The organism is Longispora sp. NPDC051575 (assembly GCF_040681875.1).
Classification (GTDB): domain Bacteria; phylum Actinomycetota; class Actinomycetes; order Mycobacteriales; family Micromonosporaceae; genus Longispora.
In genome coordinates, this window is the sequence record NZ_JBFAZP010000005.1 from 489,385 (window position 1) to 514,275 (window position 24,891).

The 24,891-nt window shown below is 73.3% G+C and carries 22 protein-coding genes; 11 read left to right on the forward strand and 11 right to left on the reverse strand.

The window, feature by feature from the left end; all coding sequences use genetic code 11:
* Positions 1 to 41 precede the first annotated feature (41 nt).
* Positions 42 to 2,267: a S8 family serine peptidase gene (locus tag AB0M43_RS16655; protein ID WP_363725403.1), complete on the reverse strand. Its 2,226-nt coding sequence runs from the start codon at positions 2,265 to 2,267 to the stop codon at positions 42 to 44.
* Between the two features lie 117 nt (positions 2,268 to 2,384).
* Here AB0M43_RS16655 and AB0M43_RS16660 point away from each other — a divergent pair, with 117 nt between their 5' ends.
* Positions 2,385 to 4,052: a glycerol-3-phosphate dehydrogenase/oxidase gene (locus AB0M43_RS16660; RefSeq protein WP_363725782.1), complete on the forward strand. Its 1,668-nt coding sequence runs from the start codon at positions 2,385 to 2,387 to the stop codon at positions 4,050 to 4,052.
* A gap of 722 nt (positions 4,053 to 4,774) precedes the next feature.
* Here AB0M43_RS16660 and AB0M43_RS16665 read toward each other — a convergent pair.
* The gene (locus AB0M43_RS16665) at positions 4,775 to 6,127 is read right to left on the reverse strand and encodes an FAD-linked oxidase C-terminal domain-containing protein (protein ID WP_363725405.1); all 1,353 of its coding nucleotides are present in this window, start codon (positions 6,125 to 6,127) and stop codon (positions 4,775 to 4,777) included.
* Between the two features lie 31 nt (positions 6,128 to 6,158).
* Between AB0M43_RS16665 and AB0M43_RS16670 the strand changes: the two genes are divergently transcribed.
* Positions 6,159 to 6,653 (forward strand): hypothetical protein, encoded by a 495-nt coding sequence (locus AB0M43_RS16670; RefSeq protein WP_363725407.1) that lies wholly within the window; start codon positions 6,159 to 6,161, stop codon positions 6,651 to 6,653.
* 11 nt (positions 6,654 to 6,664) lie between these two features.
* The gene (locus AB0M43_RS16675) at positions 6,665 to 7,183 is read left to right on the forward strand and encodes a hypothetical protein (protein WP_363725409.1); all 519 of its coding nucleotides are present in this window, start codon (positions 6,665 to 6,667) and stop codon (positions 7,181 to 7,183) included.
* Positions 7,184 to 7,312: 129 nt separating this feature from the next.
* On the opposite strand, the gene AB0M43_RS16680 is transcribed toward AB0M43_RS16675, so the two are convergent.
* Together AB0M43_RS16680 and AB0M43_RS16685 are read right to left on the reverse strand one after the other, a co-directional pair.
* The gene (locus AB0M43_RS16680; protein WP_363725411.1) at positions 7,313 to 8,731 is read right to left on the reverse strand and encodes a DUF4173 domain-containing protein; all 1,419 of its coding nucleotides are present in this window, start codon (positions 8,729 to 8,731) and stop codon (positions 7,313 to 7,315) included.
* 39 nt (positions 8,732 to 8,770) lie between these two features.
* On the reverse strand, positions 8,771 to 10,423 hold the full coding sequence (locus AB0M43_RS16685; protein WP_363725413.1) for a DNA repair helicase XPB: 1,653 nt from the start codon (positions 10,421 to 10,423) through the stop codon (positions 8,771 to 8,773).
* Between the two features lie 99 nt (positions 10,424 to 10,522).
* On the opposite strand from AB0M43_RS16685, the gene AB0M43_RS16690 reads away from it, so the two are divergent.
* A complete protein-coding gene (locus AB0M43_RS16690) occupies positions 10,523 to 12,805 on the forward strand; it encodes a helicase-associated domain-containing protein (protein WP_363725415.1) in 2,283 nt (760 codons plus the stop codon).
* A gap of 121 nt (positions 12,806 to 12,926) precedes the next feature.
* Here AB0M43_RS16690 and AB0M43_RS16695 read toward each other — a convergent pair whose 3' ends face one another.
* Positions 12,927 to 13,745, reverse strand: a complete 819-nt coding sequence (locus AB0M43_RS16695) for a L,D-transpeptidase (RefSeq protein WP_363725417.1) — start codon at positions 13,743 to 13,745, stop codon at positions 12,927 to 12,929.
* Between the two features lie 174 nt (positions 13,746 to 13,919).
* Between AB0M43_RS16695 and AB0M43_RS16700 the strand changes: the two genes are divergently transcribed.
* Genes AB0M43_RS16700 through AB0M43_RS16710 form a run of 3 tightly spaced genes read left to right on the forward strand, consistent with a single transcriptional unit; the run spans position 13,920 to position 15,152 of the window.
* A complete protein-coding gene (locus tag AB0M43_RS16700; protein ID WP_363725420.1) occupies positions 13,920 to 14,123 on the forward strand; it encodes a hypothetical protein in 204 nt (67 codons plus the stop codon).
* Between the two features lie 2 nt (positions 14,124 to 14,125).
* Positions 14,126 to 14,737 (forward strand): HAD hydrolase-like protein, encoded by a 612-nt coding sequence (locus tag AB0M43_RS16705; RefSeq protein WP_363725422.1) that lies wholly within the window; start codon positions 14,126 to 14,128, stop codon positions 14,735 to 14,737.
* 16 nt (positions 14,738 to 14,753) lie between these two features.
* Positions 14,754 to 15,152: a cold-shock protein gene (locus AB0M43_RS16710; RefSeq protein WP_363725424.1), complete on the forward strand. Its 399-nt coding sequence runs from the start codon at positions 14,754 to 14,756 to the stop codon at positions 15,150 to 15,152.
* Between the two features lie 6 nt (positions 15,153 to 15,158).
* Here AB0M43_RS16710 and AB0M43_RS16715 read toward each other — a convergent pair whose 3' ends face one another.
* Positions 15,159 to 15,947, reverse strand: coding sequence for a 1,4-dihydroxy-6-naphthoate synthase (locus AB0M43_RS16715; protein WP_363725426.1), 789 nt, complete (start codon positions 15,945 to 15,947; stop codon positions 15,159 to 15,161).
* A complete protein-coding gene (locus tag AB0M43_RS16720) occupies positions 15,944 to 16,558 on the reverse strand; it encodes a futalosine hydrolase (RefSeq protein WP_363725784.1) in 615 nt (204 codons plus the stop codon). The genes AB0M43_RS16715 and AB0M43_RS16720 overlap by 4 nt, the downstream gene beginning before the upstream one ends.
* A gap of 14 nt (positions 16,559 to 16,572) precedes the next feature.
* Between AB0M43_RS16720 and AB0M43_RS16725 the strand changes: the two genes are divergently transcribed.
* From AB0M43_RS16725 to AB0M43_RS16735, 3 genes are all read left to right on the forward strand, one after another.
* Positions 16,573 to 17,349 carry a DUF3027 domain-containing protein gene (locus AB0M43_RS16725; RefSeq protein ID WP_363725428.1) on the forward strand — a complete coding sequence of 259 codons (777 nt, stop codon included), beginning with the start codon at positions 16,573 to 16,575 and terminating at the stop codon, positions 17,347 to 17,349.
* On the forward strand, positions 17,321 to 19,864 hold the full coding sequence (locus AB0M43_RS16730; RefSeq protein WP_363725430.1) for an ATP-binding protein: 2,544 nt from the start codon (positions 17,321 to 17,323) through the stop codon (positions 19,862 to 19,864). Before AB0M43_RS16725 ends, AB0M43_RS16730 begins: the two co-directional genes overlap by 29 nt.
* Positions 19,865 to 19,988: 124 nt before the next feature.
* Positions 19,989 to 20,600, forward strand: a complete 612-nt coding sequence (locus tag AB0M43_RS16735) for a hypothetical protein (protein WP_363725432.1) — start codon at positions 19,989 to 19,991, stop codon at positions 20,598 to 20,600.
* An 18-nt stretch (positions 20,601 to 20,618) separates the two neighbouring features.
* Here AB0M43_RS16735 and AB0M43_RS16740 read toward each other — a convergent pair whose 3' ends face one another.
* Positions 20,619 to 20,834: a DUF2530 domain-containing protein gene (locus AB0M43_RS16740; protein WP_363725434.1), complete on the reverse strand. Its 216-nt coding sequence runs from the start codon at positions 20,832 to 20,834 to the stop codon at positions 20,619 to 20,621.
* Positions 20,835 to 20,883: 49 nt separating this feature from the next.
* Complete coding sequence (locus AB0M43_RS16745; RefSeq protein ID WP_363725435.1) at positions 20,884 to 22,434, reverse strand: peptide-N4-asparagine amidase; 1,551 nt, start codon at positions 22,432 to 22,434, stop codon at positions 20,884 to 20,886.
* 80 nt (positions 22,435 to 22,514) lie between these two features.
* On the opposite strand from AB0M43_RS16745, the gene AB0M43_RS16750 reads away from it, so the two are divergent.
* Positions 22,515 to 23,924: an NCS2 family permease gene (locus tag AB0M43_RS16750; RefSeq protein ID WP_363725437.1), complete on the forward strand. Its 1,410-nt coding sequence runs from the start codon at positions 22,515 to 22,517 to the stop codon at positions 23,922 to 23,924.
* Positions 23,925 to 23,926: 2 nt separating this feature from the next.
* Here the strand turns inward: AB0M43_RS16750 and AB0M43_RS16755 are convergent, their stop codons facing one another.
* Together AB0M43_RS16755 and AB0M43_RS16760 are read right to left on the reverse strand one after the other, a co-directional pair.
* A complete protein-coding gene (locus AB0M43_RS16755; RefSeq protein ID WP_363725439.1) occupies positions 23,927 to 24,262 on the reverse strand; it encodes a hypothetical protein in 336 nt (111 codons plus the stop codon).
* Positions 24,263 to 24,283: 21 nt separating this feature from the next.
* Complete coding sequence (locus tag AB0M43_RS16760) at positions 24,284 to 24,829, reverse strand: hypothetical protein (RefSeq protein ID WP_363725441.1); 546 nt, start codon at positions 24,827 to 24,829, stop codon at positions 24,284 to 24,286.
* Between the last annotated feature and the right edge of the window lie 62 nt (positions 24,830 to 24,891).

The following is a 24,891-nucleotide window of genomic DNA, read 5'->3' on the forward strand; positions in this document are numbered from 1 at the left end:
GCAACCGTCGGCACCCCGGCAGCGGCCCCGGTAACGCACCCTCAGCGCACCTCCCGCGCCGCCGCCACCGCCGCAGCCGCGTCTACCAGCCCCGCCCCCCGCACGTTCTCCGGGTTCCCGTCGCACCCGTCGATCGGCAGGCTGTCCTTGTCCACCTTCGTCACCGGACTCGCCGTGGACCGCAGGATCGCCGTCGTCCGGTCGATGTCCCCGACCAGCGCCGGGTTCGCCGACCACATCAGCGCCACCACCCCGGCGACGTGCGGGGTGGCCATGGACGTGCCGTCGAGGGCCGCGTACCCGCCGCCGGGCATCGCCGACACCACCCCCGCCCCGGGCGCGACGACGTCGGGCTTGACCCGTCCGCCGGCCGGCCCCCGGCTGGAGAACGACGCGACCTCCGAGTTCCGGTTGACGGCCCCGACGGTGAGGCTCTCCGGGTACAGGGCCGGGACGTCGGCGGCCGTGCCGCAGCCGGGGCCGCTGTTGCCGGCGGCGGCGACGAAGTAGATCCCGGCGGCCTTGATGCCCCGGAGCGCCTGGGACAGCGCGCCGGGGTCGCAGCCCTCCGAGGCGGGGCAGCCCCACGAGTTGGTGAGGACGTTCGGGGCGCGGGTCGGGTCGCCGCCGGGGGCGAGCATGAACTGGAGGCAGTCGAGGTAGTACGCCGGGTTGGCCATGTTCCGGTCAAGGTTCACGCAGCCGATCCACCGGGCCTCGGGGGCCACGCCGATCCCGCCCCGGCCGAGCGCGCTGCCCAGGGTGTGGGTGCCGTGCCCGCCGTGGTCCTGGGGCGTCCTGGAGCCGTTCCAGGGGTCGTACCAGGAGTCGGCGCCGCCCCGGTACGCGTCCGCCACCGCCGGCACCATGCCCACCCCGGAGTCGGACGTGCCGATGACGATGCCCTGGCCCCTGGCTCCGGCGGCCCACGCGGTCGGCGCGCCGATCAGGTCCAGGTTCCACCCCGGCCCGGTCGGCGCGGGCAGGTCCCCCTTGGCGACGCGGAGCGGCTCGGGGAGCGGGCGCAGGCGGGGGCTGTGCAGGATCCGGTCGACCTCGCCCCGGTCGGACAGCCAGGACCGGGTCACCGGGTCGCTGGCGTCGACCTCCACGGCGTTGACCAGGTAGTACGACCGGTAGCCGAGGCCGCGGCCCTTCAGCGCGGCGAGCAGGTCGTGCTGGGTCTCCTCGGCGTGCCCGCGCAGGAACGGCTGCACGGCGGCGCCCCGGACGCCGTCGAGGCTCGCCTGGGACTTGAGGATGACGAACAGCCGGTCGCCGTGGAAGCCGGGCCGGCCGGCTCCGAAGTAGACGCCGGCCCCGGCGACGAGCAGCAGGGCGGCGAGCATCCCGGCGACGAGCGGGCGGCCGGCGTCGCGGGGGACCGCCAGGCCGTAGAGGAGGAACAGGAGGAGCGCGATGGCCAGGGAACCGGCGGTGGCGATCAGGGCCCAGTACCCGATGTCGCGGGTTTCGAGGTTGAGCAGCAGGGACAGTTCCTCCGGGTCGACGAAGACCAGCGGGCCGAGGGTGGCGGCGCCGACCAGCGCGGCGACCCCGAGCGGCCGGTGCAGCGCGGCGGCGGCGAACCCGAGCGGCGGCAGCAGGGCCATCAGGAGCAGGTTCTGCCCAGCGGCGCCGGCCGACGCGCCGACCAGCAGCAACGCGACCCCCGCGACGAGGCCCCCGCACCACAGCCGCCGGGCGGTGCCGAGCGCCCGGAACGGGCCCCAGTCCAGCAGCGAGCCGGCGCACCCGCCCACCGCGACGGCGACCAGCACCGCGAGGAACGTCTCGAACCAGCCGCCGAGCGACCCGGCCCACGCCCAGGGCAGCGCCACCGCGAGCCCGGCCGCGAGCCCCCAGAGCCGCCCGCCGCGCTCCCGCCCGCGCCGCCGCAGGACGAGGTCGCACACCCCGAAGAGCACGAGCTGACAGAACAGCAGCCATTCGTGGTACGCGGCCGGCACCGCCCGGCTCGCGGCCAGCATCCCGATCAGCCCGGCCCCCAGCAGCCAGGCCGTCCCGGCGGCCCGCACGGCCGGCCGCCCCGACAGCCGCAGCAACGCGGCCGGCACGGCGACGAACAGCGCGTTGACCAGCCCGACCGCCACGCCCACGGCCGGCGGCGCGTCCAGCCCGAAGCTGGGCAGCAGATCCGCGACGAGCCACCAGCCGCTCTGGGTGAGCCAGGTGACCCCGACCGTCCACAGGCCGACGAACACGGCCGCGACGACGGACCAGGGCGAGGGTGATTCAGGCTGCATAACCGGACGATATCCGTGGTCAACCGATACCGTGGGCATGTGCGCCGTGATCCGAGTGAGTCCCGCTACGCCCGCAGCCGCCTGTCCCCGGAACGGCGGGCCGCCGACCTCGACCGGATGCGGACCGAGACGTTCGACGTGCTGGTCATCGGCGGTGGCGTGACCGGGGTCGGCGCGGCGTTGGACGCGGCCAGCCGGGGCCTGTCGGTGGCCCTGGTCGAGGCGCGGGACTTCGCGTCGGGCACCTCCTCACGGTCTTCCAAGCTGATCCACGGCGGCCTGCGCTACCTGGAGCAGTTGGAGTTCCCGCTGGTCTACGAGGCGCTCCGGGAACGCGGCCTGCTCCTCACCCGCCTGGCCCCGCACCTGGTCCGCCCGGTGCCGTTCCTGGTGCCGCTCACCTCCCGGGTCTGGCAGCGCACCTACTACGGCGCGGGCGTGGCCCTGTACGACTCGATGGCCTCCGTGCTCGGCTTCGGCCGGGGCATCCCCTGGCACCGGCACCTGTCCCGCACGGCCGCCAAGCGCCGGTTCCCGTCCCTGCGCGACGACCAGCTGATCGGCGCGATCAAGTACTACGACGGCCAGGTCGACGACGCCCGGTTCGTGGCCACCATCGCCCGGACCGCCGCCTCCCTGGGCGCGGCGGTCGCCACGTCCACCCGGGTCGTGGACGTGCTCCGCGACGCGCGCGAGGTCGTCGGCGTCCGGGTCCGCGACATGGAGTCCGGCGACGAGTTCGACGTGCGCGCCCGGACCGTGATCGCCGCGACCGGCGTCTGGTCCGACGACATCGCCGAGATGCTGGGCACCAAGAAGCGCGGCCTGCGGGTGCGCGCCTCCAAGGGCATCCACCTGGTGGTGCCCCGCTCGGCGATCTCCGGCGACGACGGCCTGATCCTGCGGACCGAGAAGTCGGTCCTGTTCGTCATCCCGTGGGGCGGGCACTGGATCATCGGCACCACCGACACCGACTGGCAGCTGGACCGCTCGCACCCGGCCGCGTCGGGCCGCGACATCGCCTACCTGCTCGAACACGTCAACGCCGTCCTCGACCGCCCGATCGCGGCGTCCGACATCGAGGGCGTGTACGCGGGCCTGCGCCCCCTGCTGTCCGGCGAGTCCGACGAGACCTCGAAGCTGTCCCGCGAACACGCCGTCGTCGAGCCCATGCTGGGCCTGATGGTGGTGGCCGGCGGCAAGTACACGACGTACCGGGTGATGGCCGCCGACGTGGTCGACAAGGCCGCCCGCCGGCTGCCCGGCACGCCGGAGTCGCGCACCCAGGACATCCCGCTGATCGGCGCCGACGGGTACGAGCACGCGTGGCAGAACCGCGCCGACATCGCCCGGCGGCACGCGGTGTCCGTGGGCGTCCTCGAACACCTCCTCGAACGGTACGGCGCGCTGTACACCGAGATCCTCGACGTCGCCGACGAGTACCCGGGGCCGCTGGACGGCGCGCCGGAGTACCTGGCCGCCGAGGTCGTGTACGCGGCCCGGGCCGAGGGCGCGCTGCACCTCGACGACGTGCTCACCCGGCGGACCCGAATCTCGATCGAGACCTCGCACCGGGGCGTGGAGTCCGCCCCGCACGCGGCCCGGCTGATGGCCGACGTCCTCGGCTGGTCCCCGGAGACGCTCACGAACGAGATCACCCACTACCTGGCCCGGGTGCAGGCGGAGCGGGAGTCCCAGCGGATGCCCGACGACCAGACGGCGGACGCGGCCCGGTTGGGCGCGCCGGACGTGCGCGGCTACGCCCCGGACCCGGCCTCGGCCTGACGCCCCGCCACCCACGTCGGGGCGTTATGTCGGGAACCCGACGGAACCTGGCCACGCCGGAAAGTTGGCGGCGTCCGACCTGGATTTCCGGCAGGATTGCGGCGTCAGGGCGCTCCGCACGGAGGACCTCGCGGGGGAGCCCGTCCCTCATTCCGGTCAGGTGCATCGACCACGGCCAGTGATACGCAGTTGTGACGAAAATTCGACCTACCCGGAGCCTTCGACTCCGTAATGTGGCGATATGACATCCACCGTTCGGCCCACTGGCACCCTGATCGTTGGGTTGATTTCTGGTGCCATCCTGGGTGCCGTGCTCCCGGTGTTCGGTGCGGTGGCCGGGGTCCTCCCGTGGCCCGGCGGGCACAGTGCCGAGGCGCACCTCGGCTGGCGGTTCGGTCTGGCCGCCGCAGCCGTGATCCTCGCGGCGGCGTTCACCCGGTTCCGGACGGGCGGCCCCGACCTGCGCGCGGTGCTCAGCGCCGGCGCCGGTGCCCTGGTCGCCGTGCCGCTCGCGGCGGCCGCCGCCTCGTGGAGCCGGCTCTACGGCGGGGCCACCGGCCTGGCCGAGGCCGCGACCTGGGCGCTCGGCGGGGTGGCCGTCGGCGGGCTGGTCGCGATGGCGCTGTTCACGGACCGGCTGCCGAAGCTCTCCGCCCGGGACGAGTGGCGATTTCAGGGTGACCGGTCGGCTGTGGAGTGGGCGGAACTCGACCTCCAGTGGGTCAGGAGCCCGGAAGCACTTTCCCCGGGTTCAGCAATCCTCGCGGATCGAGGGCGGCTTTTATCGCGTGATGGACGCGCACGCCGACGGGGCCGAGCTCACGGGCCAGCCAGTCGCGTTTGAGCAGTCCGACCCCGTGCTCGCCGGAGCAGGTGCCGCCGAGCGCGAGCCCCAGGGCCATGATCTCGTCGAACGCGGCCTGACACGCCGCGACGTTGTCCTCGGTGACGACGATGTTCGGATGCATGTTCCCGTCACCCGCGTGCCCGACGACCCCGATCGTCACGCCGTGCTTCTCGGCGACCCGGTCGACGCCGTCGAGTAGCTCCGCCAGCCGCGAGACCGGCACCGCCACGTCGTCGATGATCAGTTTGCCGAGCCGCTCCATCGCCGGGTGCGCGTTGCGGCGCGCGGCCAGCAGGCCCGCCGTCTCCGCCTCGTCCGTGGCCACGTGCACCTCGGTGGCGCCGGCCGCCCGGCACAGGTCGGCCAGGGCCTCCAGTTCGGGCCCGGCGGTGTCCACGGCGGCGAGCAGCAGGGCGGCGGCGTCGGTGGGCAGACCCATCGGCCGGTACGCCTCCAGGGCGCGCAGGTGGGTCCGGTCGATCAGCTCCAGCAGGCTCGGGCTGTGCCCGCCGGCCACGATCGCGGTCACGGCGGCCCCGGCGGCGGCGGTGCCCGGGAAGATCGCGGCGAGTCCGAGGGCCGGGCCCGGGGTGGGCCGCAGGCTCAACGTGATCTCGGTGATCACGCCCAGGGTGCCCTCCGAACCGACGAACAGCTTCGTCAGGTCGTAGCCGGCGACGCCCTTCGCGGTCCGCCGGCCGGTGCGCAGCACCTCCCCGTCGGCGAGCACCACCTCCAGGCCGAGTACGTACCGGCTGGTCACGCCGTACTTCACGCAGCACATGCCGCCCGCGTCCGTGGACACGTTGCCGCCGATGGTGGAGGACTCCCAGGAGCCGGGATCGGGCGGGTACGTCAGCCCGTGCGCCAGGACCGCCGCGCTGATCGCCGAGTTGACCACCCCGGGCTGGACGACGGCCAGCCGGTTCACCGGGTCGATCTCCAGGATGTCGGCCATCGCGGTCATGCTGAGCACCACGCAGCCGTCGACCGCGTTCGCGCCGCCCGCCAGCCCCGTACGGGCGCCCTGGGGGACGATCGGCACCCCGTACCCCCCGACGATCCTGACGACCTCGACCACCTCCGCCGTCGAACGGGGCCGCACCACCGCGAGCGGCACCCCGGCCGGGCAGAGGTCCGCCTCGTCCCGCCGGTAGGTCTCCAGCACGTCGGGGTCGGTCAGCACCCGGTCGCCGAGGGCGGCCCGGAGATCGGCAGTCAGTCCCATACGGGAACCGTAGCGCCATGGCGGACGTCACATGGGTATGCGTGCGTCCCGTGCCCTCGTCGTCCTGGCCCTGTTGGCCCTGCCGGCCTGCACGTCCACGCCCGCGGCCGGGCCCACCCCGGCGGTCACGGCGTCGCCGTCCCCGGGCGCCACCGCCCCGGCGCCGACCGGCTTCGGTACCCAGATGGTCCTGGTCCGCACCGGCGGCCTCAAGGGCGGATCGGACATGTGGACCATCACGGCCGACGGCGGCTGGCGGCGCACCGACCCGGCCGGCAAGCAGGTCAAGGCCACCGGCACCCTCACCAGGGAGCAGCTCGGCGACCTGACCCGCAAGCTGACCGACCCGGCCCTCGCGGCCGAACTCAGAGCCGACGCCCGCCCGGGTACCTGCCCGGACGGCATCGACTACATCCTGAACTCGGGTCCGGCCTCGGGAATCGTCCCGGGCTGTGGCCTGGAGTCCCCGACCCCCCATATCGTCGAGCTGGCGGAATTCGTCGGCCGTGTGACGGCGACCAACTAGGAGAACCCAAGATGCGCACCCTTCGTGTACTGACGATCGCCGGCCTCGCGGCCCTGGCCCTGGCCGCGTGCGGCGCGGAGCCGTCCGCGTCCCCGACCGCCGACACCCAGGTCACCACCTCTCCGTCGGCGTCCGCACAGCCAAGCCCGTCGGCCACCGGCCAGGCCACGGCCAACCCGCCCAAGGTCCCCAACACCTCCGACGCCGTGACCCTGGTCCGCACCGGCGGGTTCGCCGGGGTCCGCGACACGTGGACGATCCAGCCCGACGGCTCGTGGGCCAGCGACAACCGCTCCGCGCAGAAGAAGTCCGGCAAGCTGACGGACGCCCAGCGCACCGAGCTGACCGGGCTGCTCAAGGACCCGGTCCTGGTCAAGGAGCTCAAGACGCCGGGTACGGCGAAGTGCGCGGACACGTTCTCGTACACGCTGACCTTCGGTCAGGAGAGCTACACCGTGGAGAACTGCGGGGAGCCGCGCCCCACGTTCGGCAAGCTGGTCGGCCTGGTACAGGGCCTGACCGGCAGCTGATGGACCCGGGCCGGCCCAGGTTGCTCCGGGCCGGCCCGCCCCCGTCCGCCCCACGGGGCCGGAGCGGCCCGCCGCATTCCGTCCCCGTGGGGCAGCCCGCCGCCGCCCGTCCGTCCACGGGCGGGGCCGTCAGCGCAGTTCCCGCCAGGTGCAGGGCCCGGGCTCGCCGCGCACGATCGACGCGGCCCGGTGCCGCCCCAGGTTGAAGCCCCGCCAGGACTCGTCGTCCGGCAGGTCCCGCAGGTCCTCCCGGACGAACCGCAGCGCGCACGCCCGCCGGTCCGGGGGCAGCTTGTCCAGGGCCGGGGCGGCATCCGCCGACAGGTCCGCCAGGTAGTTCACGTCGATGTCCCCGGTCGCCGCGTACCGGGCGACGTTGCGCTCCGCGATGAACCCGTCCGGGTTGAGCACCGCGAGCCCGACCAGCGCCAGCAGCCCGGTGGCGAGCATCGCGCGGGGCAGCCAGCCGCCGCGCAGCCGCACCAGGGACGCCAGCACGAGGACGAACACCAGGCCCAGCCACAGTTCGCAGGCGGAGACCAGCAGCCGGAGCCGGGTGAAGCCGTAGGCCTCCTGGTACAGCGACATCCGGTGCAGGGCCGAGGCCACGATGACGAGGGTGAGCCCCGCGAGTCCGCCGAGGAGCAGTCGCAGCAGCACCCCGTCGGTGCGCGGCGCGAGCCGGAACACGCCCCCGATGAGCGCGAGCGTCAGCACCGTCACGGCGGACAGCTGCCAGAAGCCGCCGCGCGCGTGGTCGGCGTAGCTGACCCCCGCCGGCTGGTCGCCGAACAGCACGGAGAGCTGCACGGCCACGAACGCGGCGAACAGGAGGACGAGCAGCCCCACCGGCACGGCCCACTCGCCGGTACGGAGCCGTGCGGGCCCGGGCGGGGAGTCCACGGGATCGGCCTGCTTCTGCCCGATCAGGTCCCCGGCCTCCCGCCCGACCAGGTACCCGGCGCAGGCCAGGGCCACCACCGCGCCCCAGAACACGACCCCCATCCGGAAGACCGGCCCGATCTGCAGGGCGGGCAGCCAGCCGGTGAGCAGGTCCCCGAACCGGGCGTCGGCGCTGGCCAGCAGCGCCCCGAACACCACCAGCAGGCCGACCGAGGCGCCGATGACGGCCAGCGGTCGGCCGTTCGGCCGGAACGCCGCGCGCCCGAAGCCCCGGGCCAGCCACGCGAGGCCCAGCGGGGTGAAGGCGAACGGGCTCAGGGCCGCGAGCCCCAGGCGGTGGATCCGGCCGTCCGCCACGGCGAGGATGCCGGCGAGCAGCGCGCCCAGTACACAAAGGATGAACAGCCAGCCGGCGGCCCGGAAGCCGCCGACGGCCAACAGCGCCAGGCAGATCAGCGCCCACCCGGCCCGCGACGGGGCCGGCAGCCAACGGCCGCTCGCGTACCGGACGAAGCCGGCCGCCAGCAGGCCGCCGGCCAGCCAACCGAACCCGGGCCGGTCGAGCGGCACGGCGACGGCGACGGCGAAGGCGGTGCCTAGCAACGCCCACACCAGGGTTCTCGGTGCTCCTTGCGATGCGGTCATGCGGCCGACGCTACGGAGCGATTTTGGGGAAACAGCCGGTCAGTTGTGGAGATCCGGTGGAGCCAGCACGTCGTCGGCATCGATGATGGTGTACGCGTAGCCCTGCTCGGCGAGGAACCGCTGCCGGTGCGCCGCGTACTCCGCGTCGACGGTGTCCCTGGACACCACCGTGTAGAAGTGCGCCTGGCGACCGTCCTGTTTGGGCCGCAGCACCCGGCCGAGCCGCTGCGCCTCCTCCTGCCGGGAACCGAACGTGCCCGACACCTGGATCGCGATCGACGCCTCGGGCAGGTCGATGGAGAAGTTCGCGACCTTCGACACCACCAGCACCTTCAGCTCGCCCTTGCGGAACAGGTCGAACAGCCGCTCGCGTTCCTTGTTGGACGTCTTGCCCTCGATCACGGGGGCGTCCAGCTCGGCGGCCAGGTGGTCCAGCTGGTCGAGATACGCGCCGATCACCAGGACCGGTTCGCCCGCGTGCTTCTCGATCAGCTTGCGCACCACGGGCAGCTTCGTCTTGGCGGTGGCCGCCATCCGGTACCGCTCCTCGGCCTCCGCCGTCGCGTACGTCATCCGCTCGTGGTCGGTGAGGGTCACCCGGACCTCGCAACAGTCGGCCGGCGCGATCCAGCCCTGGTTCTCGATGTCCCGCCACGGCGCGTCGTACCGCTTCGGGCCGATCAGGCTGAACACGTCCCCCTCGCGGCCGTCCTCGCGGACCAGGGTGGCGGTCAGGCCGAGCCTCCGGCGCGCCTGGAGGTCGGCGGTGAACCGGAACATCGGCGCGGGCAGCAGGTGCACCTCGTCGTAGATGACCAGGCCCCAGTCGCGGGCGGAGAACAGGTCCAGGTGCGAGAACGCGCCGTTGCGGCGGGTCGTCAGCACCTGGTACGTCGCGATGGTGACCGGGCGGATCTCCTTCTTCTCGCCCGAGTACTCCCCGATCTCGTCCTCGGTGAGCGACGTGCGCGCGATCAGCTCCCGCTTCCACTGCCGGCCGGCGACCGTGTTCGTGACCAGGATCAGCGTGGTCGCCGACGCGTGCGCCATGGCGGCGGCGCCCACGATCGTCTTGCCCGCGCCACAGGGCAGCACCACGACCCCGGAACCGCCGGCCCAGAACCCGTCGACCGCCTCCTGCTGGTACGGCCGGAGGTGCCAGCCGTCCTCCGCGAGCGTGATCTCGTGGGACTCGCCGTCCACGTACCCCGCGAGGTCCTCGGCCGGCCAGCCCAGCTTCAGCAGCGCCTGCTTGATGTTGCCCCGCTCGGAGCCGTGCACCGCGAGGGTGTCCTCGTCGATCCGCGCCCCGAGCATGCCCGCGAGCCGCTTGGCCTTGGCCACCTCGACCAGCACCGCCCGGTCCGTGGTCCGCAGCACCAGGCCGTGGGCGGGGTCGTTGAGCAGCTGGAGCCGCCCGTACCGCGACATGGTCTCGGCGATGTCCACCAGCAGCGCGTGCGGCACCGGATAGCGGCTGTACTTCAGGAGCGCGTCGACCACCGACTCGGCGTCGTGGCCGGCGGCGCGGGCGTTCCACAGGCCCAGCGGGGTCACCCGGTAGGTGTGCACGTGCTCGGGGGCACGCTCCAGCTCGGCGAACGGCGCGATGGCCAGCCGGCACGCCTGCGCGTCCGGATGGTCGACTTCGAGAAGCAGCGTCTTGTCGCTCTGCACGATCAGGCAGGACATACGGGGACCTCCAACAAGGCAGACCCTCAAGTATGCCTCGCCGGAGGGCTGGCGTCGCTGGGCCGCGTTTTGGCCAGGGGACAGGTAACTTAGGAAACGATGTCTATGAGCCTGGCTGACCACCTGCGAGCGTTGCCCGATGAGGCCCTCGCGGAACTGCTTCGTGCCCGTCCGGACCTGACCGTCCCCCTTCCGGGTGACCTGTCCGCCCTGGCCAACCGGGCACAGACCCGGCTCTCGGTCGCCCGCGCCCTGGAGGCACTCGACCTGTTCACCCTCGAGGTGCTCGACGCGCTCCGGCTGCTCGGCGCGGGCCCGGCCGGCACCCCGGCGGCCTCGCTCGACGCTGTGCTCACCGTCACCGCGCCGTACGTGGCGGAGACCCGGGCCGCCGTCGACCGGCTCCGCGCGCTGCTCCTCGTGCACGGCCCGGACACCGCCCTGCGACCGGTGTCGGTGCTCGACGAGGTCTGCTCGGCGTACCCGGCCGGGCTCGGCCGCCCCGCCGCCGACCTGGGCGACTCCGCCGCCACCGAACTGGCCGCCGACCCGGCCGCCCTCCGCCGGACGATCATGTCCGCCCCGCCCGAGGCGCGCGCCGTGCTCGACACCCTCGCCGCCGGCCCGCCCGTCGGCTCGCTCACCGAGGCCCGGACGGCGAAGACCGACGACTCCCCGGTCCGCTGGCTGCTCAACCGCCGGCTCCTCGTGCCGATCTCCGACGACGCCGTCGAGCTGCCCCGCGAGGTCGGCCTGCTGCTCCGCCGCGACGACGGCCCGCTCGGCCAGCTGCACCCCGCCCCGCCGACCCTGCCGACGAAGAAGCGCGGCGCGGCCGTCGACCAGGCCGGCGCCGGGCAGGCCATCGAGGTCGTCCGGCTGGTGGATGTGCTGGTCAACGCCCTGCCCGCCCCGATCCTCAAGGCCGGCGGCCTCAGCGCGCGCGACCTCAAACGGGTCGCCCGGACGGCCGGCGTCGAGGAGAACACGGCCGGGCTGCTCCTGGAAGTGGCGTACTCGGCCGGTCTGATCGGCGTCCTGGACGGCGGCGGCACCGGCGGCGCGCACTGGCTGCCGACCGCCGTGTTCGACACCTGGCTGGCCGCCGGGCTCGCCGAGCGCTGGCAGATCCTCGCCGACGCCTGGCTGCGGATGCCCCGGCAGGCCGCCCTGATCGGCACCCGGGACGAGCGCGACCGCCCCATGAACGCCCTGTCCGGCGAGCTGGCCCGGTCCGGCGCCCCGGCCCTGCGCGCGGCCGTCCTGGCCATGCTCACCGAGCTGCCCGCCGGCACCGGGGCCGAGACCGCCGACGTGCTGGCCGTGCTGCGCTGGCGCTCGCCGCGCCGGTTCACCCGCCCGACCCTGCTCGGCGCGGCGCTCGCGGAGGCCGCGACCCTGGGCCTGACCGCGATGGGCGCCCTGACCAGCTACGGCCGCGCCCTGCTCGCCCCCGAGTCGGTGGACGACCCGCTGGGCGTGCTCGACCGCGCCCCCGGCTCCGTGACGATCCTCGCCGCCCTGCTCCCGGCCCCCGTGGACCAGGTGCTCCTCCAGGCCGACCTGACGATCGTGGTGCCCGGCCCCGCCTCGGCCGGCCTGGCCGCCGAACTGGCGTCCGTCGCGGTCCCCGAGTCCCCCAGCGTGTACCGGGTGAGCGTCGACAGCCTCCGCGGCGCCCTCGACTCCGGGTACGCGTCCACGGACCTGCACGCCCTCTTCGCGCGCCGGTCCACCACCCCGGTGCCCCAGGCGCTCACGTACCTGATCGACGACGTGTCCCGCAAACACGGCGGCCTGCGCGCGGGCAGCGCCTCGGCCTACCTGCGCAGCGAGGACGAGGCGCTGCTCGCCGAGATCGCCGCCGACCGCCGGCTGTCCGGGCTGGCCTTCCGCCGGCTGGCCCCGACCGTGCTGGTGTCGCCGTACCCGATCGCGCGGGTGGTCGACGCGCTCCGCGACACCGGCTACAGCCCGGTGCCCGAGGACGCCACCGGGGTGGTGCTGCTCACCCGGGCCACGCCGCGCCGGGCGCCCACCGCCGGGTTCGACCGGTCCTCGGGGCAGCCGCTGGAGCTGCCGGAGGCGTACCTGGCCGGGATCGTCGAGGAGCTCCGGATCAGCGACGCCCGGGCCCGCGCCGCCCGCAAGGCCCCGGTGATGGTCACCGGCAGCATCGACGACGCGCTCGCCGTGCTCCGGGACGCGATCCGCGACCGGGTGCCCGTCTGGGTCGGCTACATCGACCCGCACGGCTCGACCATCTCCCGCCTGGTGCGGCCGATGTCGATCGGGGCGGGCTACCTGCGCGCGGAGGACGAACGCAGCGAGACCCTGCACACCTTCGCCCTGGCCCGGATCACGTCGGCGACCCTGGCCTGAAACCCTTTCTCCGGGTACCGGGGGAGCAGCCCTCGACCGGGGCACCCGGTCGGCCGCGTTCTCCCGGAAACGCCGAAGGCCCCGGTCAGCGCGCCGACCAGGGCCTACCGTGCGGTTCGGTCTACGTGCCGGGCTTGCGGCCGAACAGGTGCACCGGAGTGCCAACCTCGGTCATGCTCCACAGCGCCTTCGAGTCCTCCGCCAGCATGTTCACGCAGCCGTGCGAGCCGAACGCGTCGTGGATGTAGCTCGGCGTGTCGTGGAAGCCCATGCCGTCGGTGAAGTGCTGGAACCGGAGCAGGTTCACCTTGTACGGCACCGACCACTCCGGGTTGTTCTTCCGGGTCAGCTCGAACTGGCCGGCCGGCGTCTGGAACCCGCCGCCCATCCCGGTCCGCACGACGGTCGGGCCGAGGACGACCGCGCCGTCCCGCATCGCCCAGACGGTCTGCTGGGTCAGGTCGACGCAGATCGTGAGACCCGCGCCCGCCTTGCACAGCGCCGGGTCGAACGCGGCGATCCGGCGGGCCACCTTCGCGGTCAGCGGGCCGGGCCGGCCCGAGGTCGGCCGGATGTCGAACCGGGTCTGGAACGCCCTGATCGCGGCGCAGTCCCCATCGGACTGGAAGCCGTCGGCGTCGATCGCGCCGTAGCCCCCGATCTTGACCAGGAGGTCCTCGACCTCCTTCTGGTGCTCACCGACCTCACAGCTGCCGGTGTTGCCGCGCACGGGCGGCTCGGACGGGGCGGGTGACGGACTGGCCGACGGCCCGGCGGGCGGGCTCGGCGGGGGCTCTGAGCCCTCGGCTGCCTTCACCGCCACGTCCTGGAACCGCGGGGTGGCCTGGACGGGGCTCAGCGCGTACGCCGTCGCCGTCCCGAGCAGCACCGCGGTGAGGGCACCGGCGAGGATGGCCAGCGCTCTCGTTCGTACACCCATTGTGTTTTCCTCCCCGTTGTGGGTCTGCACCAATATGACGCTAAGCGGTGCCCCACTGGTTGCCGCGGAGTCCGAATTCTTTCGGTGGATTCGCGACTGACCACGTTACCCGGGCCCCGCAAGGTCCCCCGGGGCTGTGACAGACTGACCGGACAGGTGAACTAAGGAGTCAGCATGGGTAACGCCCACCAGCCGGCGCACGCGCAGCAGCCCGGTCGCAAGTCCGCGATCGTCAAGGACGGGCACCTGCCCCTCAACGAGCTCCTGTTCGACCGCGCCGGGGCCCCGTCGCCGTTCGGGGAGGACGTGGAGTTCCCGCTGCCGGTGGAGGGCCTGTCCTACACCCACCCGCACGAGGGCTCGGCCCCCACCCACTAGTGGTGACCCGCCCGCTGGTCGGCTTCGACCTGGACATGACCCTGATCGACAGCCGGCGCGGCATCGGCGCGGTCTACCACCAGCTCAACGCGCGGTACGGGCTGAGCATCGACGTGGACCTCGTCGTCGGCCGCCTCGGCCCGCCGCTGGAGTCCGAACTCGGCAACTGGGTGCCCCAGGAGCGGGTCGCGGACATGGCGGCGGCGTACCGGGCGCTGTACCCGGAGTACGCGATCCCGGCCGTCGACCTGCTGCCCGGCGCCCGCGAGGTCCTGGCGGCCACCACCCCGGTGGTCATCACGGCCAAGAACGCGCCCCAGGCCCGCATGCACCTGGAGTACTTCGGGCTCCAGGTCGAGCACCTCGTCGGCCTCGCCTGGGGCGAAGGGAAGGCCGACGCGCTCCGCGAGCACCGCCCGGTCGCGTACGTGGGCGACCACACCGCCGACATGGCGGCCGCCCGGAGCGCGGGGGTGCCCGCGATCGGGGTCACCACGGGGCACTGCACGGCCGACGAACTCCGCGCGGCGGGCGCTGACCTGGTGCTACAAGATCTCACTTGGCTGGACGCGGCGACCCTGGATAGCCTTAAGGGCCCTGTTATCCGCAAATGAAGTGTGAGGTCCCGCTGTGCCCACCGGTCGCGTGAAGTGGTACGACGAGGGCAAGGGATTCGGGTTCCTCACCCGGGACGAGGGCGGCGACGTCTTCGTGCACAAGGCAGCCCTGCCGTCCGGTGTCGCCGCGCTGACCCCCGGCCAGAAGGTCGAGTTCGGGATCGTGGAGAGCCGCCGGGGCGACCAGGCGCTCCAGGTGAAGATCCTGGAGTCGCCGGTCTCGCTGACCGAGCTGCGCCGCCGCTCGCCGGAGGAGCTGCACAGCCTCATCGAGGACATGATCAAGGTGCTGGAGTCCAAGGTCCAGCCGGATCTCCAGCGCGGGCGGTACCCGGACAAGAAGTCGGCGGCCAAGTTCGCCGAGGTCGTGCACGCCGTGGCCAACGAGCTGGCGGTCGGCTCCGGGAGCTGAAGCTCCCTAGCGCACCGAACACTCCGGGATCAGACCGGCGGCCGAGGCCCTGCCCAGCAGGGCCTCGATCGCCGCGTACCCCTCTTCGCCGAGGTCCTCGGTGAACTCGTTCACGTACAGGTCGATGTGCTGGGCGGCCACGTCCGGGGACAGCTCCTGGGCGTGCGCCATCACGTAGTCCTGGCTCGCCGCCGGGTACGCCCACGCGTGCCGCACCGACGCGCGCACCCACTCGGCCGCCCGCTCCGGGTCCACCCGGTCCCGGTGCGCCAGGATCGCGCCCAGCGGGATCGGCAGCCCGGTCTCGCCCTCCCACCACTCGCCGAGGTCGGCGAGGGCCACCAGGCCGTGCTCCTGGTAGGTGAAGCGCGCCTCGTGGATGACGAGTCCGGCGTCCCACTTCCCGGCGGCCACCCCCGGCATGATCTCGTGGAAGGGCACGACCGTGATCTGGTACTCGGTCTGGGCCCACAACCGGAACAGCAGGTACGCCGTCGTCCGGTCGCCCGGCACGGCCACCGTGCGCGGGGTCACCCCGGGCCGGGTCACGACCAGCGGGCCGCAGCCCCGGCCGAGCGCTCCGCCACACGGCAGCAGCCGGTAGGAGTCGAGCAGCCAGGGCAGGGCCGCGTAGGACACCTTCACCAGGTCGTACTCGCCGGTCGCCGCCGAGGTGTTCGTCACGTCCACGTCCGCGAAGGTCACGTCCAGGTCGGGCGCGCCGGGCACCAGGCCGTGCGCGAGCGCGTGGAAGACGAAGGTGTCGTTGGGGCAGGGCGAGTAGGCGACCTTCACAGGAGCTCCTTGAATGCCGTGGTCAGCGCGGCGAAGGCCACCCCGAAGCGCCAGGTCGAGGTGTCGCGCGGGCCGATCAGGTTGGAGATCGTTCTCAGCTCCCCGAACCGTACCCCCGCGAGGTGCGCGGCAGTCGCGACCCCGAAACCCTCCATCGCCTCGGCGAGCGCGTCGGGGTGCCGGGCGGCGAGTTCGCGGGCGCCGGCCGCCGTACCCGTCACGGTCTGCAGGGTGAGGATCTCCCCGAACCGGACGGCGAGCCCGGGAAGCGGTCCGGCCGCCCCCAGAGCCAGCTTCTCGGCGGCGAACCACGACGTGCCGAAGCCGAGGCTCTCGATCGGCAGGAAGCCGTCCGGGGACGCGGCGCCGAGCTCCGCGGCGACCGTCCGGGTGCACACCACGACGTCCCCGATGTCCGCCCGCCCCGCGAATCCACCGGCGATCCCGGCGCTGATCACCCGGTCGTAACCGCCCCTGGCCAGCAGTGCGGCGGTGCCCGCAGCGGCGGCGGCGATCCCGACCCCGACGGGGTACACCTCCAGGTCACCGGACGCGGCCCGGACGGCGGCGGCCTCGGCCTCGACTGCAGTGACGATCAGGGTTCGCATGATGCGAGAATAGGCGGGTGACCAGCGCAGTAATTCGTTCCCGCACCCGCTCGGCCCGAATTGATCAGGTCTGCGCGGATGCCACGGACCTTGCCCGTGACGCCCTTTTGGCATCGATTCCGGAGGCGGCCGACAGCGTCGGCAAGCACACCGAGGCCGTCGCCGACGGGGAACGCCTCGTCACCCACTTCTACGAGTGCCTGCTCGCCGGCTACCGCGGTTGGTACTGGTCGGTCACCGTCACCCGGATCTCGCGCAGCAAGCACGTCACCGTGTGCGAGACGACCCTGCTGCCGGGGGCCGACGCCCTGACCACCCCCGCGTGGGTGCCGTGGAACGAGCGGCTCCAGCCCGGCGACGTCGGCGTCGGTGACCTGCTGCCCACGGCCCCGGACGACGACCGGCTCGCCCCGGCGTACGTGCTGTCGGACGACCCCGCCGTCGAGGAGGTGTCCTGGGAGATCGGCCTCGGCCGGCCCCGGGTGCTGAGCCGGACGGGCCGCCTCGACGCCGCCCAGCGCTGGTACGAGGGCGAGCACGGCCCCAACGCCCCGATCGCGAAGGCCGCCCCGGACAGCGCCCAGTGCGCCGGCTGCGGGTTCTTCCTGCCGCTCGCCGGCCTGCTCCGCCAGGACTTCGGCGTCTGCTCGAACGAGTACGCGGCCGACGACGGCAAGGTCGTGTCCGGCGACCACGGCTGCGGCGCGTTCTCGGAGCTGTTCGTCGAGGCCCAGGCCGAGCCCGAGCCGACTCCGGGTCCCGCCTATGACGACTCTGCCCTTGACGAGCTCTGAGCACCCGGCGGGCCCCACCGGGCCCGCCGCCCAGCCGGCCCGGACCGGCCGCGACGGCGAACTCGCCCAGCGCCGGCAGGCCATCCTCGCCGCGTGGCGCGACTCCCCGACCCGGTTCCGGGAGGACGCCAACGCGGAGGAGGATCTGCTGCACGGCGGGTACGCCGACCGGCTGCTCGTCGAGCTCCTCACCAACGCGGCCGACGCGGGCGCGACCACGGTCCGGATCCGACTGGACGGCGACACGCTCAGCGTCGCCAACGACGGGGAGCCGCTGACCACCGCCGGGCTGGACGCGCTCACCTCGCTGCGGGCGTCCAGCAAGCGGGAGGACGGCTCCACCGGCCGGTTCGGGGTGGGCTTCTCGGCCGTCCTCGCGGTCACCGACGAGCCCGAGATCCTCTCCACCACGGGCGGGGTGCGCTTCTCAGCCCGGGAAACCGCCGCTACAATTTCCGATATTCCGCATATACGTGCGGAAGCGGAGCGACGGGGCGGTGTACCCGTCCTCCGTCTACCTTGGCCCCCCTCGGGCCCGCCCGCCCAGGGCTGGACGACCGAGGTCCGCCTCCCCCTCCGCGAGCCCGCCGCGATCAAGGCCGTCCTGGACGACTTCGACCCGGCCCTGCTGCTCGCCCTCGACCTCGCCCGGGTGGACCTGCCCGGCCGGGTGATCGAGAAGGCCGAGGAGGAGAAGCACTGGCGGACCGCCCGCCGCGACGGCGTCCTCGACCCGGCGCTGCTCGCCGACCGGCCCGCCGAGGAGCACGTCCGGACGCACTGGTGGGTGATCGCCGCCATCGACGGCGCGGCCCCCGACCAGGTCGTGCACGCGCCGACCCCCAGCTCCGAACGGATCAGCCTGCCGGTCCGCCTGATCGGCACGTTCCCGCTGGACACGACCCGCCAGCACATCCCGGCGAGCCCGCTGACCGACTTCCTGATCGGCCAGGCCGCCGACGCGATCGCGGACCTGCTGGTCGGCGACGCGGCCGGCCCGGCCCGTGAGCTGACCGCCGTCCTGGAGGGCGGGTTCCCGGCCGGCGCGTTCGACGCCGCGCTGCGGGACCGGCTGACGGCCACCCTCACCGAGCGGCCCTGGCTGCCGGGCGGGTACACGCCCCGCGACGCGATCGCCGTGCCGGACGCGGTCGTCGAGCCGTTGGCCGAGGCGGTGGACGGGGTGCTGCCCGCCGGCTGGTACCAGATCAAGGGTCTGACCAGGCTCGGGGTCCGCCGACTGGCGACGGCCGAGATCGTCGACCTCGTCTCCGGCCTGGGGCGCGAACCCGGCTGGTGGCGGGCCCTCTACGGCGGCCTGGCCGACGCCGACCCGGGCGAGCTGGGCGCGCTGCCCGTGCCGCTCGCCGACGGCCGCACCGTGACCGGCGCGAAGGGCCTGCTGCTGCCCGACGAGGACCTGCCGGACGTGTCCGCGCTGGGCCTGCGGGTGGTGCACCCGGACGCGGTGCACCCGCTGCTGGAGCGGCTCGGGGCGCGGCCGGCGACCCCCCGGTCGGTGCTGACGGACGACTTCGTGCGCGCCGCCGTGGCCAACTCCTACGACAGCGAGGACCCGGCCCCGATCGCCGACGCCGTGCTGGCCCTGGTGGCCGCCGCCGGGCTGGCGCCGGGGGAGGAGCCCTGGCTGGCCAAGCTGGCGCTGCCGGCCGAGGACGACGGCGAGTGGTACCCGGCGGACAACCTGCTGCTCCCCGGCGGTCGGCTCGCGGCCGTGGTCGCCCAGGACGGCCCGTTCGGGTACTGCGCCCCCGAGCTGCTCGACTCCCCGGTGACCGACGAGACCCTGATCGCGGTCGGCGTGCTCGACACGTTCGCGGTGGAGGAGCAGTCCGAGGTGCTCGTCGCCGACCTGGACGAGCTGCACCTCGACGGGGCGGCCGAGTGGGCCGCGACCTGGGGCCAGGACGCCCTGATCGAGCACCTCGTGGCGCTGCGCGACCTGGAGTGGGTGGACGACTGGGCCGGCGCGCTGCCGCTGCTCCTCGAACACCGCCAGGCCCTCCTCCAGCCGTGCCGGGTCGTCCTGGAGGACGGCAGCAGCATGACCGTGCCGTCGTACTCGAAGTGGTGGCTCGGTCAGCAGCCCGTCCTCAACGGCCTGCGTCCCCGGGAGACCACGACGTCCGAGGCGCTCGTCGGCCTCTACGAACTGGCCACCCCCGCCGCCGCCCTGCTCGGCGCGTGGCCGTCCGTGGAGGCGATCCTCGACGACCGCGACGCGTGCGCCGACCTGCTCGACCGGCTCGGCGACCCCGACCGGACGGCGACCCCGGAGCTGCTCGCGGACATCTACGGCCGGATCGCGGCCGCCGACTTCGGGCTCGAACCGCCGGCCATGGTCCGGGTCGCCCCCGATCTGGTGGTGCCGGCCGGGGACGTGGTCGTCGTGGACCAGCCCTGGCTGCTCGACCGGCTCGGCGACCGGCGTCCGGTCCTCGGCGGGCTGCCGGTCGCGGACCTGCTGGACGCGCCGCTGCTCAGCGAGCTGTAACCCGGGGTCCCCGGCCCGGGCCCGCGCCCGGCCGGAAGGTCCACCGCCGGGCGGGGGATACCAGCTTCCGGGCGCCCCCGCCGTTCGCGCGGACGGGGGTGCGCGCCCGGCGTAGGGTGCCGGTATGGAGCACGAGGAGGCCGGGCGCCCGGCCGCCGTCACGGAACTGCTCGCCGCCGACGGCCCGGTGGCCGCGATCCGCAAGGTCGCCGCCCAGTGGATCCCGGGCCTGACCGCGATCCTGGGGCTGTTCGGGATCGGCGGGGCCCTGATCGGCAAGGACACCCTGACGGCCCTGCCGCTGTGGGGGCGGATCGCGGTGGCCGCCGCCGTGGGCCTGGCGGTGGTCCTGGCGGCCGTGGCGCTGTTCCTGGGCTACCGGGTGGCCTACGGCTGGCCCGACCCGAAGGACAACCCCGAAGAACTCCTCGCCTGGTACCGGGCCCGCGACGAGCAGCCGGGGGAGATCGTCGCCCAGTTCCAGCGGGCGGTACTCGCCACGGTGGCCGCCCTCGCCGCGCTCGTGGTCGGCGTCGGGCTGCTCTGGTTCGTGCCGCCGGCCGAGAAGGGTGGCACCCAGGTCCGGGTGACCCGGACGGACGAGTCGGACGTGTGCGGGGCCCTGCTGGCCTCGAAGAACCCGACGTCGATCCGGATCCGGCGCACGTCGGACGGCAGGGTGGTGTCGGTGCCGGTGGCCAAGATCGCGGCGATGAACCCGGCGGACAGCTGCTAGGCGGTGCCCCTGCGCCGGCTAGTTCGCCGCCCGGCGCTCCCGCCGGTCGTGCCGGATCATCGTGAGCAGCCCCGGGATCCCGATCAGCACGCCGGCCACGCAGATCCCGATCCAGTGCCGCGGCCCGTCGAACACGAGCACCCCGAGCCCGCCGAGCGCCCACAGCACCATTCCGGCCACGGCGAACGGCACCGTCCGGATCTGCAACGGCTGGACTTCCTCGCGGGTCGACACGCCTTGAGAGTACTGGTCCGGCCCACGGGTGCGGGCCGGACCAGCGGGCTCAGACCCGGTACCCGTTGACAGTCCTGACGGTTGTGACCTGGTTGTTGAGTTTGTACGTCTGCTGGGACACGCACGTCGCGTGCCGGTCCGGACGCGGCACCCCGAGCGTGTAGCCCGCCTCGCCGACGAACGAGTCGTCCAGCCGCAGCCAGGACACCCCGCCGGGCCCGACCGTCATGACGGTGGCCGCGTCGAGCAGGTTCATCTTCGTGACCAGCCGGTTCGCCTCGTTGACGTCGGTGTAGCCGTTGATCGAGAACCGCTTGCTGTCCCGGACCACAGACGGATCCACGCCCAGCCGGGTCACGATCGACTGGTCGGACCAGCTCGCGACCAGCTCGTCGTGGTTCTCGCCGTCGGTCCAGGTGTGCGTGCTGTCGTTCGTGACCGTCTGGTCGACGCTCGTGGTGACCTGGCCGCGGCTGGTGTTCAGCACGCCGGTCGCCGCGAAGCGGTGGCCGGCCGACACGGTGACCTTCTTGTCGGCAGCGGTGACCACGTTCTTCACCGGGTAGTCGTTCACACTGGTCACGGAACCGGTGACCGGGGCCGAACCCTGCCAGGAGAGCACGTTCGTCGGCACGTCCCAGCCCGACTGGCCCTCCGGCACCCCGACGACCCGGACCGCCAGCCGGTGCGGCTGCCCGTCGGTCAGCTGGCCGATGAACGGGCCCAGGTCATAGGTCAGCGGGCGGACGTCGAACGCGCGGGGCGCGGGCACCGCGTACCACAGGAACGGGTTGCCCCAGCCGCCCGTGTAGATGTGCGGGTACGGCGCCGCGATGCCCGCCAGCTTCCCGTCGACCAGGACCTGGACCTCCCGGTACGGGCCGGAGCCGTAGGCGCAGGAGTACGCCGCGTCGGCCGGCGCGACCGAGTACCAGAACTCCTCGCAGCCGCCGCCCGAACCGGTCGCGTACACCTCGGCGACCAGCCGTTCGGTACTCCTCGGCAGCGTCACCGTGCCCACCTGGTCGGTGCCCTCGCGGTGCGGGTCGGCCAAGGGCTGCACGGTGTGCGCCGGGTTCTTCGCCTTCCCCGCCGCGTAGAACGTCAGGTCCACCGTGATGTCCAGGATCCCGGTGTACGTCTCGTTGACCACGTTGCCGATCAGCATCCACACCGGCTGCGGGCTGCGGAACAGCGCCGAGTACGCCGTGACGTCCTTCTCGACCTTCCACTCGATCCCGTCCGCCGACGGCTCCGGCGTGGACGTCTTGAAGATGGTCACCCCGCCCATCGACATCGCCCCGAGCCGGTCGAACTGCCGGCCCTTGACCGCGCCGTGCAGGTCCAGCACGACCTTGCCCCAGTCCCCGGCACACCCGGCCGGCGGCTGGTACGTACTCGTGTAGGGGTCGAAGTTCACGAACTTGTGCGTCACCACCCGCACCGTGCACGAGGGGCCGGCCGGCCGCTCGATCGCCGGCGTCGCGGTGGTCGGATCGTCCCAGTCGGTGCCGAACTCGCCCGGGGGAGCCGCGTACGCAGCCGTCCCGCTCATCCCCAGGGCCAGAACAGCACTCATGATCATGAGTAGCTTCTTCATGCCGCCAACCTGGCAGCTCACGCACGCCACCACAAGACCCGCCGGCTGGACAATCCACTCCACCCGGGAGGATTGCCGGCATGAACGCCCTTGACCGGTACTTCGAGATCAGCGCCCGAGGCTCCACGATGGGCCGCGAGGTACGTGGCGGCCTCGCCACCTTCTTCACGATGGCCTACATCGTCGTCCTCAACCCGCTGATCCTCGGCAAGGCCGTCGACGCGGACGGGGCCACCCTGCCCATCGCCGCGCTCGCCGCCGCCACCGCGCTCGTCGCCGGGGTGATGACCCTCCTGATGGGCGTCGTCGCGCGCTTCCCGCTGGCCCTCGCCGCCGGCCTCGGCGTCAACGCCATGGTCGCCTACGAGCTCGCACCCCACATGACCTGGGCCGACGCCATGGGACTCGTGGTCATCGAGGGCGTCATCATCGCCGTACTCGTCCTCACCGGACTCCGGGCGCTCATGTTCCGCGCCGTACCCGTCCAGCTCAAGAACGCCATCGGCGTCGGCATCGGGCTCTTCCTCACCCTGATCGGCTTCGTGGACGCCGGCTTCGTCCGCTCCTCCGGCGTGGCCACGCCCCCGATCGGGATGGGCATCTCCGGCAAGCTGCTCGGCTGGCCCACCCTCGTGTTCGTCGTCGGCCTGCTCGCCCTCCTGGTCCTCGTCGTCCGTAAGGTCCGGGGCGCCATCCTGATCGGCATCCTCGGCACCACCGTCCTCGCCATCGTCGTCGAGAGCCTCGCGCACGCCGGCAGCGTCGTCGGCAACCCGCGCGGCTGGCAGCTCAACGTGCCCAAGCTGCCCACGAACATCATCGACAGCCCCGACCTGAGCCTGCTCGGCAAGTTCGACCTGTTCGGCTCCTGGGAACGCGCCGGGCTCGTCGTCAGCGTCATGTTCGTCTTCACCCTGCTGCTCACCGACTTCTTCGACACGATGGGCACCATGGTCGCGGTCGGGGCCGAGGGCGAACTGCTCGACAAGGAGGGCAACCCGCCCCGGTCCCAGCAGATCCTGCTCGTCGACTCGATCGCGGCGGCGGCCGGCGGCGCGGCCAGCGTCTCCTCGAACACGTCCTACATCGAGTCGGCGGCCGGCGTGGCCGAGGGCGCCCGGACCGGCTTCGCCAACCTCGTCACCGGGGCGTTGTTCCTGCTCGCGATGTTCTTCGCGCCGCTCGTCACCGTCGTGCCGTTCGAGGCGGCCACCACGGCGCTGGTCGTCGTCGGCTTCCTCATGATGACGGGGGTACGGTCCATCGACTGGACCGACTACGAGATCGCGGTACCGGCGTTCCTGACCATCGTCCTGATGCCGTTCACCTACAGCATCTCCAACGGGATCGGGGCCGGCGTCGTGTCGTTCGTGCTGCTCAAGCTCGCCCGGGGCAAGGTGCGGGAGGTGCACCCGGTGCTCTGGGCGGTCGCGGCCCTCTTCGCCGTCTACTTCCTCCGCGGCCCGATCGAGTCCCTCACGGGCATGTAGCCCTACGTCGAGGGCACGGCGAAGACCCGCTTTCCCCACCACCGGGTCGTCGTCGCCACGTAGTCGGCGATCTCGTCGGCCAGGTGGTCCGCCAGCTCCCCGGGCGGCAGCCGCGGGTCGACGTGGAGCTCGATCACGACGCCTTCGCATTCGAACGTGACGCGGACGGGCACGGGGCCGTTGTCGACCGGCGCGCCCAGGATGGCGGTGGCCTGCTCGGATGGCTCCGGCCAGTGCGGCAGAACCACCCCGACGACGATGACCGACAGCCCGGAACGCCCGGTGAGGGTATCGGCGACCCGGCCCGCCACGGTGACACACTCACGGACGCTCAACACGGACGCTTCTCCACGGCGGGCTCAGACGGGGAGGACCAGGCCCGCGTGGGTGAGCTCCTCGGTCACCCGGAGCCGCTCCAGCTCCAGCTCCACGCCCACCACCGTGTCCAGCTGGTGGTACACCGCCAACGCCCGGCACGCCTCGCGCAGGTGCTCGTCGTAGGAGATCCACAACGCCTCGCGCCGCAGCTCCGCCCGCCACTGCGCGGCCCGGCGCAGCGTCTCCTCCGACGGGGAGGCGATCTCCACGTCCTCGGAGTCCACCTCCAGTTGCCGGGCCAGGCGCTCCAGCTCCACGGACTCGCGCTCGGAACGCTCCAGCTCGGCCAGCTCCGCGGCGACGGAGACGGGGGCGCGCAGGGCCTCGGTGATCCGGCGCAGCTCGGCGGCGGTCTCCTCGATCGGCGGGTGCCGGGGGGTGGGCTCCTGGCCGGGGAGCCGGTCCATGACGTCGCCCGCGTACCCGGCGAGGTCGTCCGCTCGGACGACCAGCCAGGCGATCAGGATCGGCGTCGCTGCCAGTGTTGTCAGGGCGACGCCGACTGTCACGTAGTGAAGGGCGGCCACGTTCCCCAGGCTAGGCCGCTACCGGCCCCGACGCCACCCGATACCCCGCCAGTCTGCCGCCC

Bases quoted from the DNA above. Each gene is read 5' to 3' on its own strand.
- AB0M43_RS16735 (WP_363725432.1), top strand. From the start codon at position 19,989: ATGGAGCACGAGGAGGCCGGGCGCCCGGCCGCCGTCACGGAACTGCTC.
- AB0M43_RS16730 (WP_363725430.1), top strand. From the start codon at position 17,321: ATGACGACTCTGCCCTTGACGAGCTCTGAGCACCCGGCGGGCCCCACC.
- AB0M43_RS16675 (WP_363725409.1), top strand. From the start codon at position 6,665: ATGCGCACCCTTCGTGTACTGACGATCGCCGGCCTCGCGGCCCTGGCC.
- AB0M43_RS16700 (WP_363725420.1), top strand. From the start codon at position 13,920: ATGGGTAACGCCCACCAGCCGGCGCACGCGCAGCAGCCCGGTCGCAAG.
- AB0M43_RS16670 (WP_363725407.1), top strand. From the start codon at position 6,159: ATGGGTATGCGTGCGTCCCGTGCCCTCGTCGTCCTGGCCCTGTTGGCC.
- AB0M43_RS16655 (WP_363725403.1), bottom strand. From the start codon at position 2,267: ATGCAGCCTGAATCACCCTCGCCCTGGTCCGTCGTCGCGGCCGTGTTC.
- AB0M43_RS16745 (WP_363725435.1), bottom strand. From the start codon at position 22,434: ATGAAGAAGCTACTCATGATCATGAGTGCTGTTCTGGCCCTGGGGATG.
- AB0M43_RS16665 (WP_363725405.1), bottom strand. From the start codon at position 6,127: ATGGGACTGACTGCCGATCTCCGGGCCGCCCTCGGCGACCGGGTGCTG.
- AB0M43_RS16690 (WP_363725415.1), top strand. From the start codon at position 10,523: ATGTCTATGAGCCTGGCTGACCACCTGCGAGCGTTGCCCGATGAGGCC.
- AB0M43_RS16680 (WP_363725411.1), bottom strand. From the start codon at position 8,731: ATGACCGCATCGCAAGGAGCACCGAGAACCCTGGTGTGGGCGTTGCTA.
- AB0M43_RS16685 (WP_363725413.1), bottom strand. From the start codon at position 10,423: ATGTCCTGCCTGATCGTGCAGAGCGACAAGACGCTGCTTCTCGAAGTC.
- AB0M43_RS16660 (WP_363725782.1), top strand. From the start codon at position 2,385: ATGCGGACCGAGACGTTCGACGTGCTGGTCATCGGCGGTGGCGTGACC.
- AB0M43_RS16750 (WP_363725437.1), top strand. From the start codon at position 22,515: ATGAACGCCCTTGACCGGTACTTCGAGATCAGCGCCCGAGGCTCCACG.
- AB0M43_RS16695 (WP_363725417.1), bottom strand. From the start codon at position 13,745: ATGGGTGTACGAACGAGAGCGCTGGCCATCCTCGCCGGTGCCCTCACC.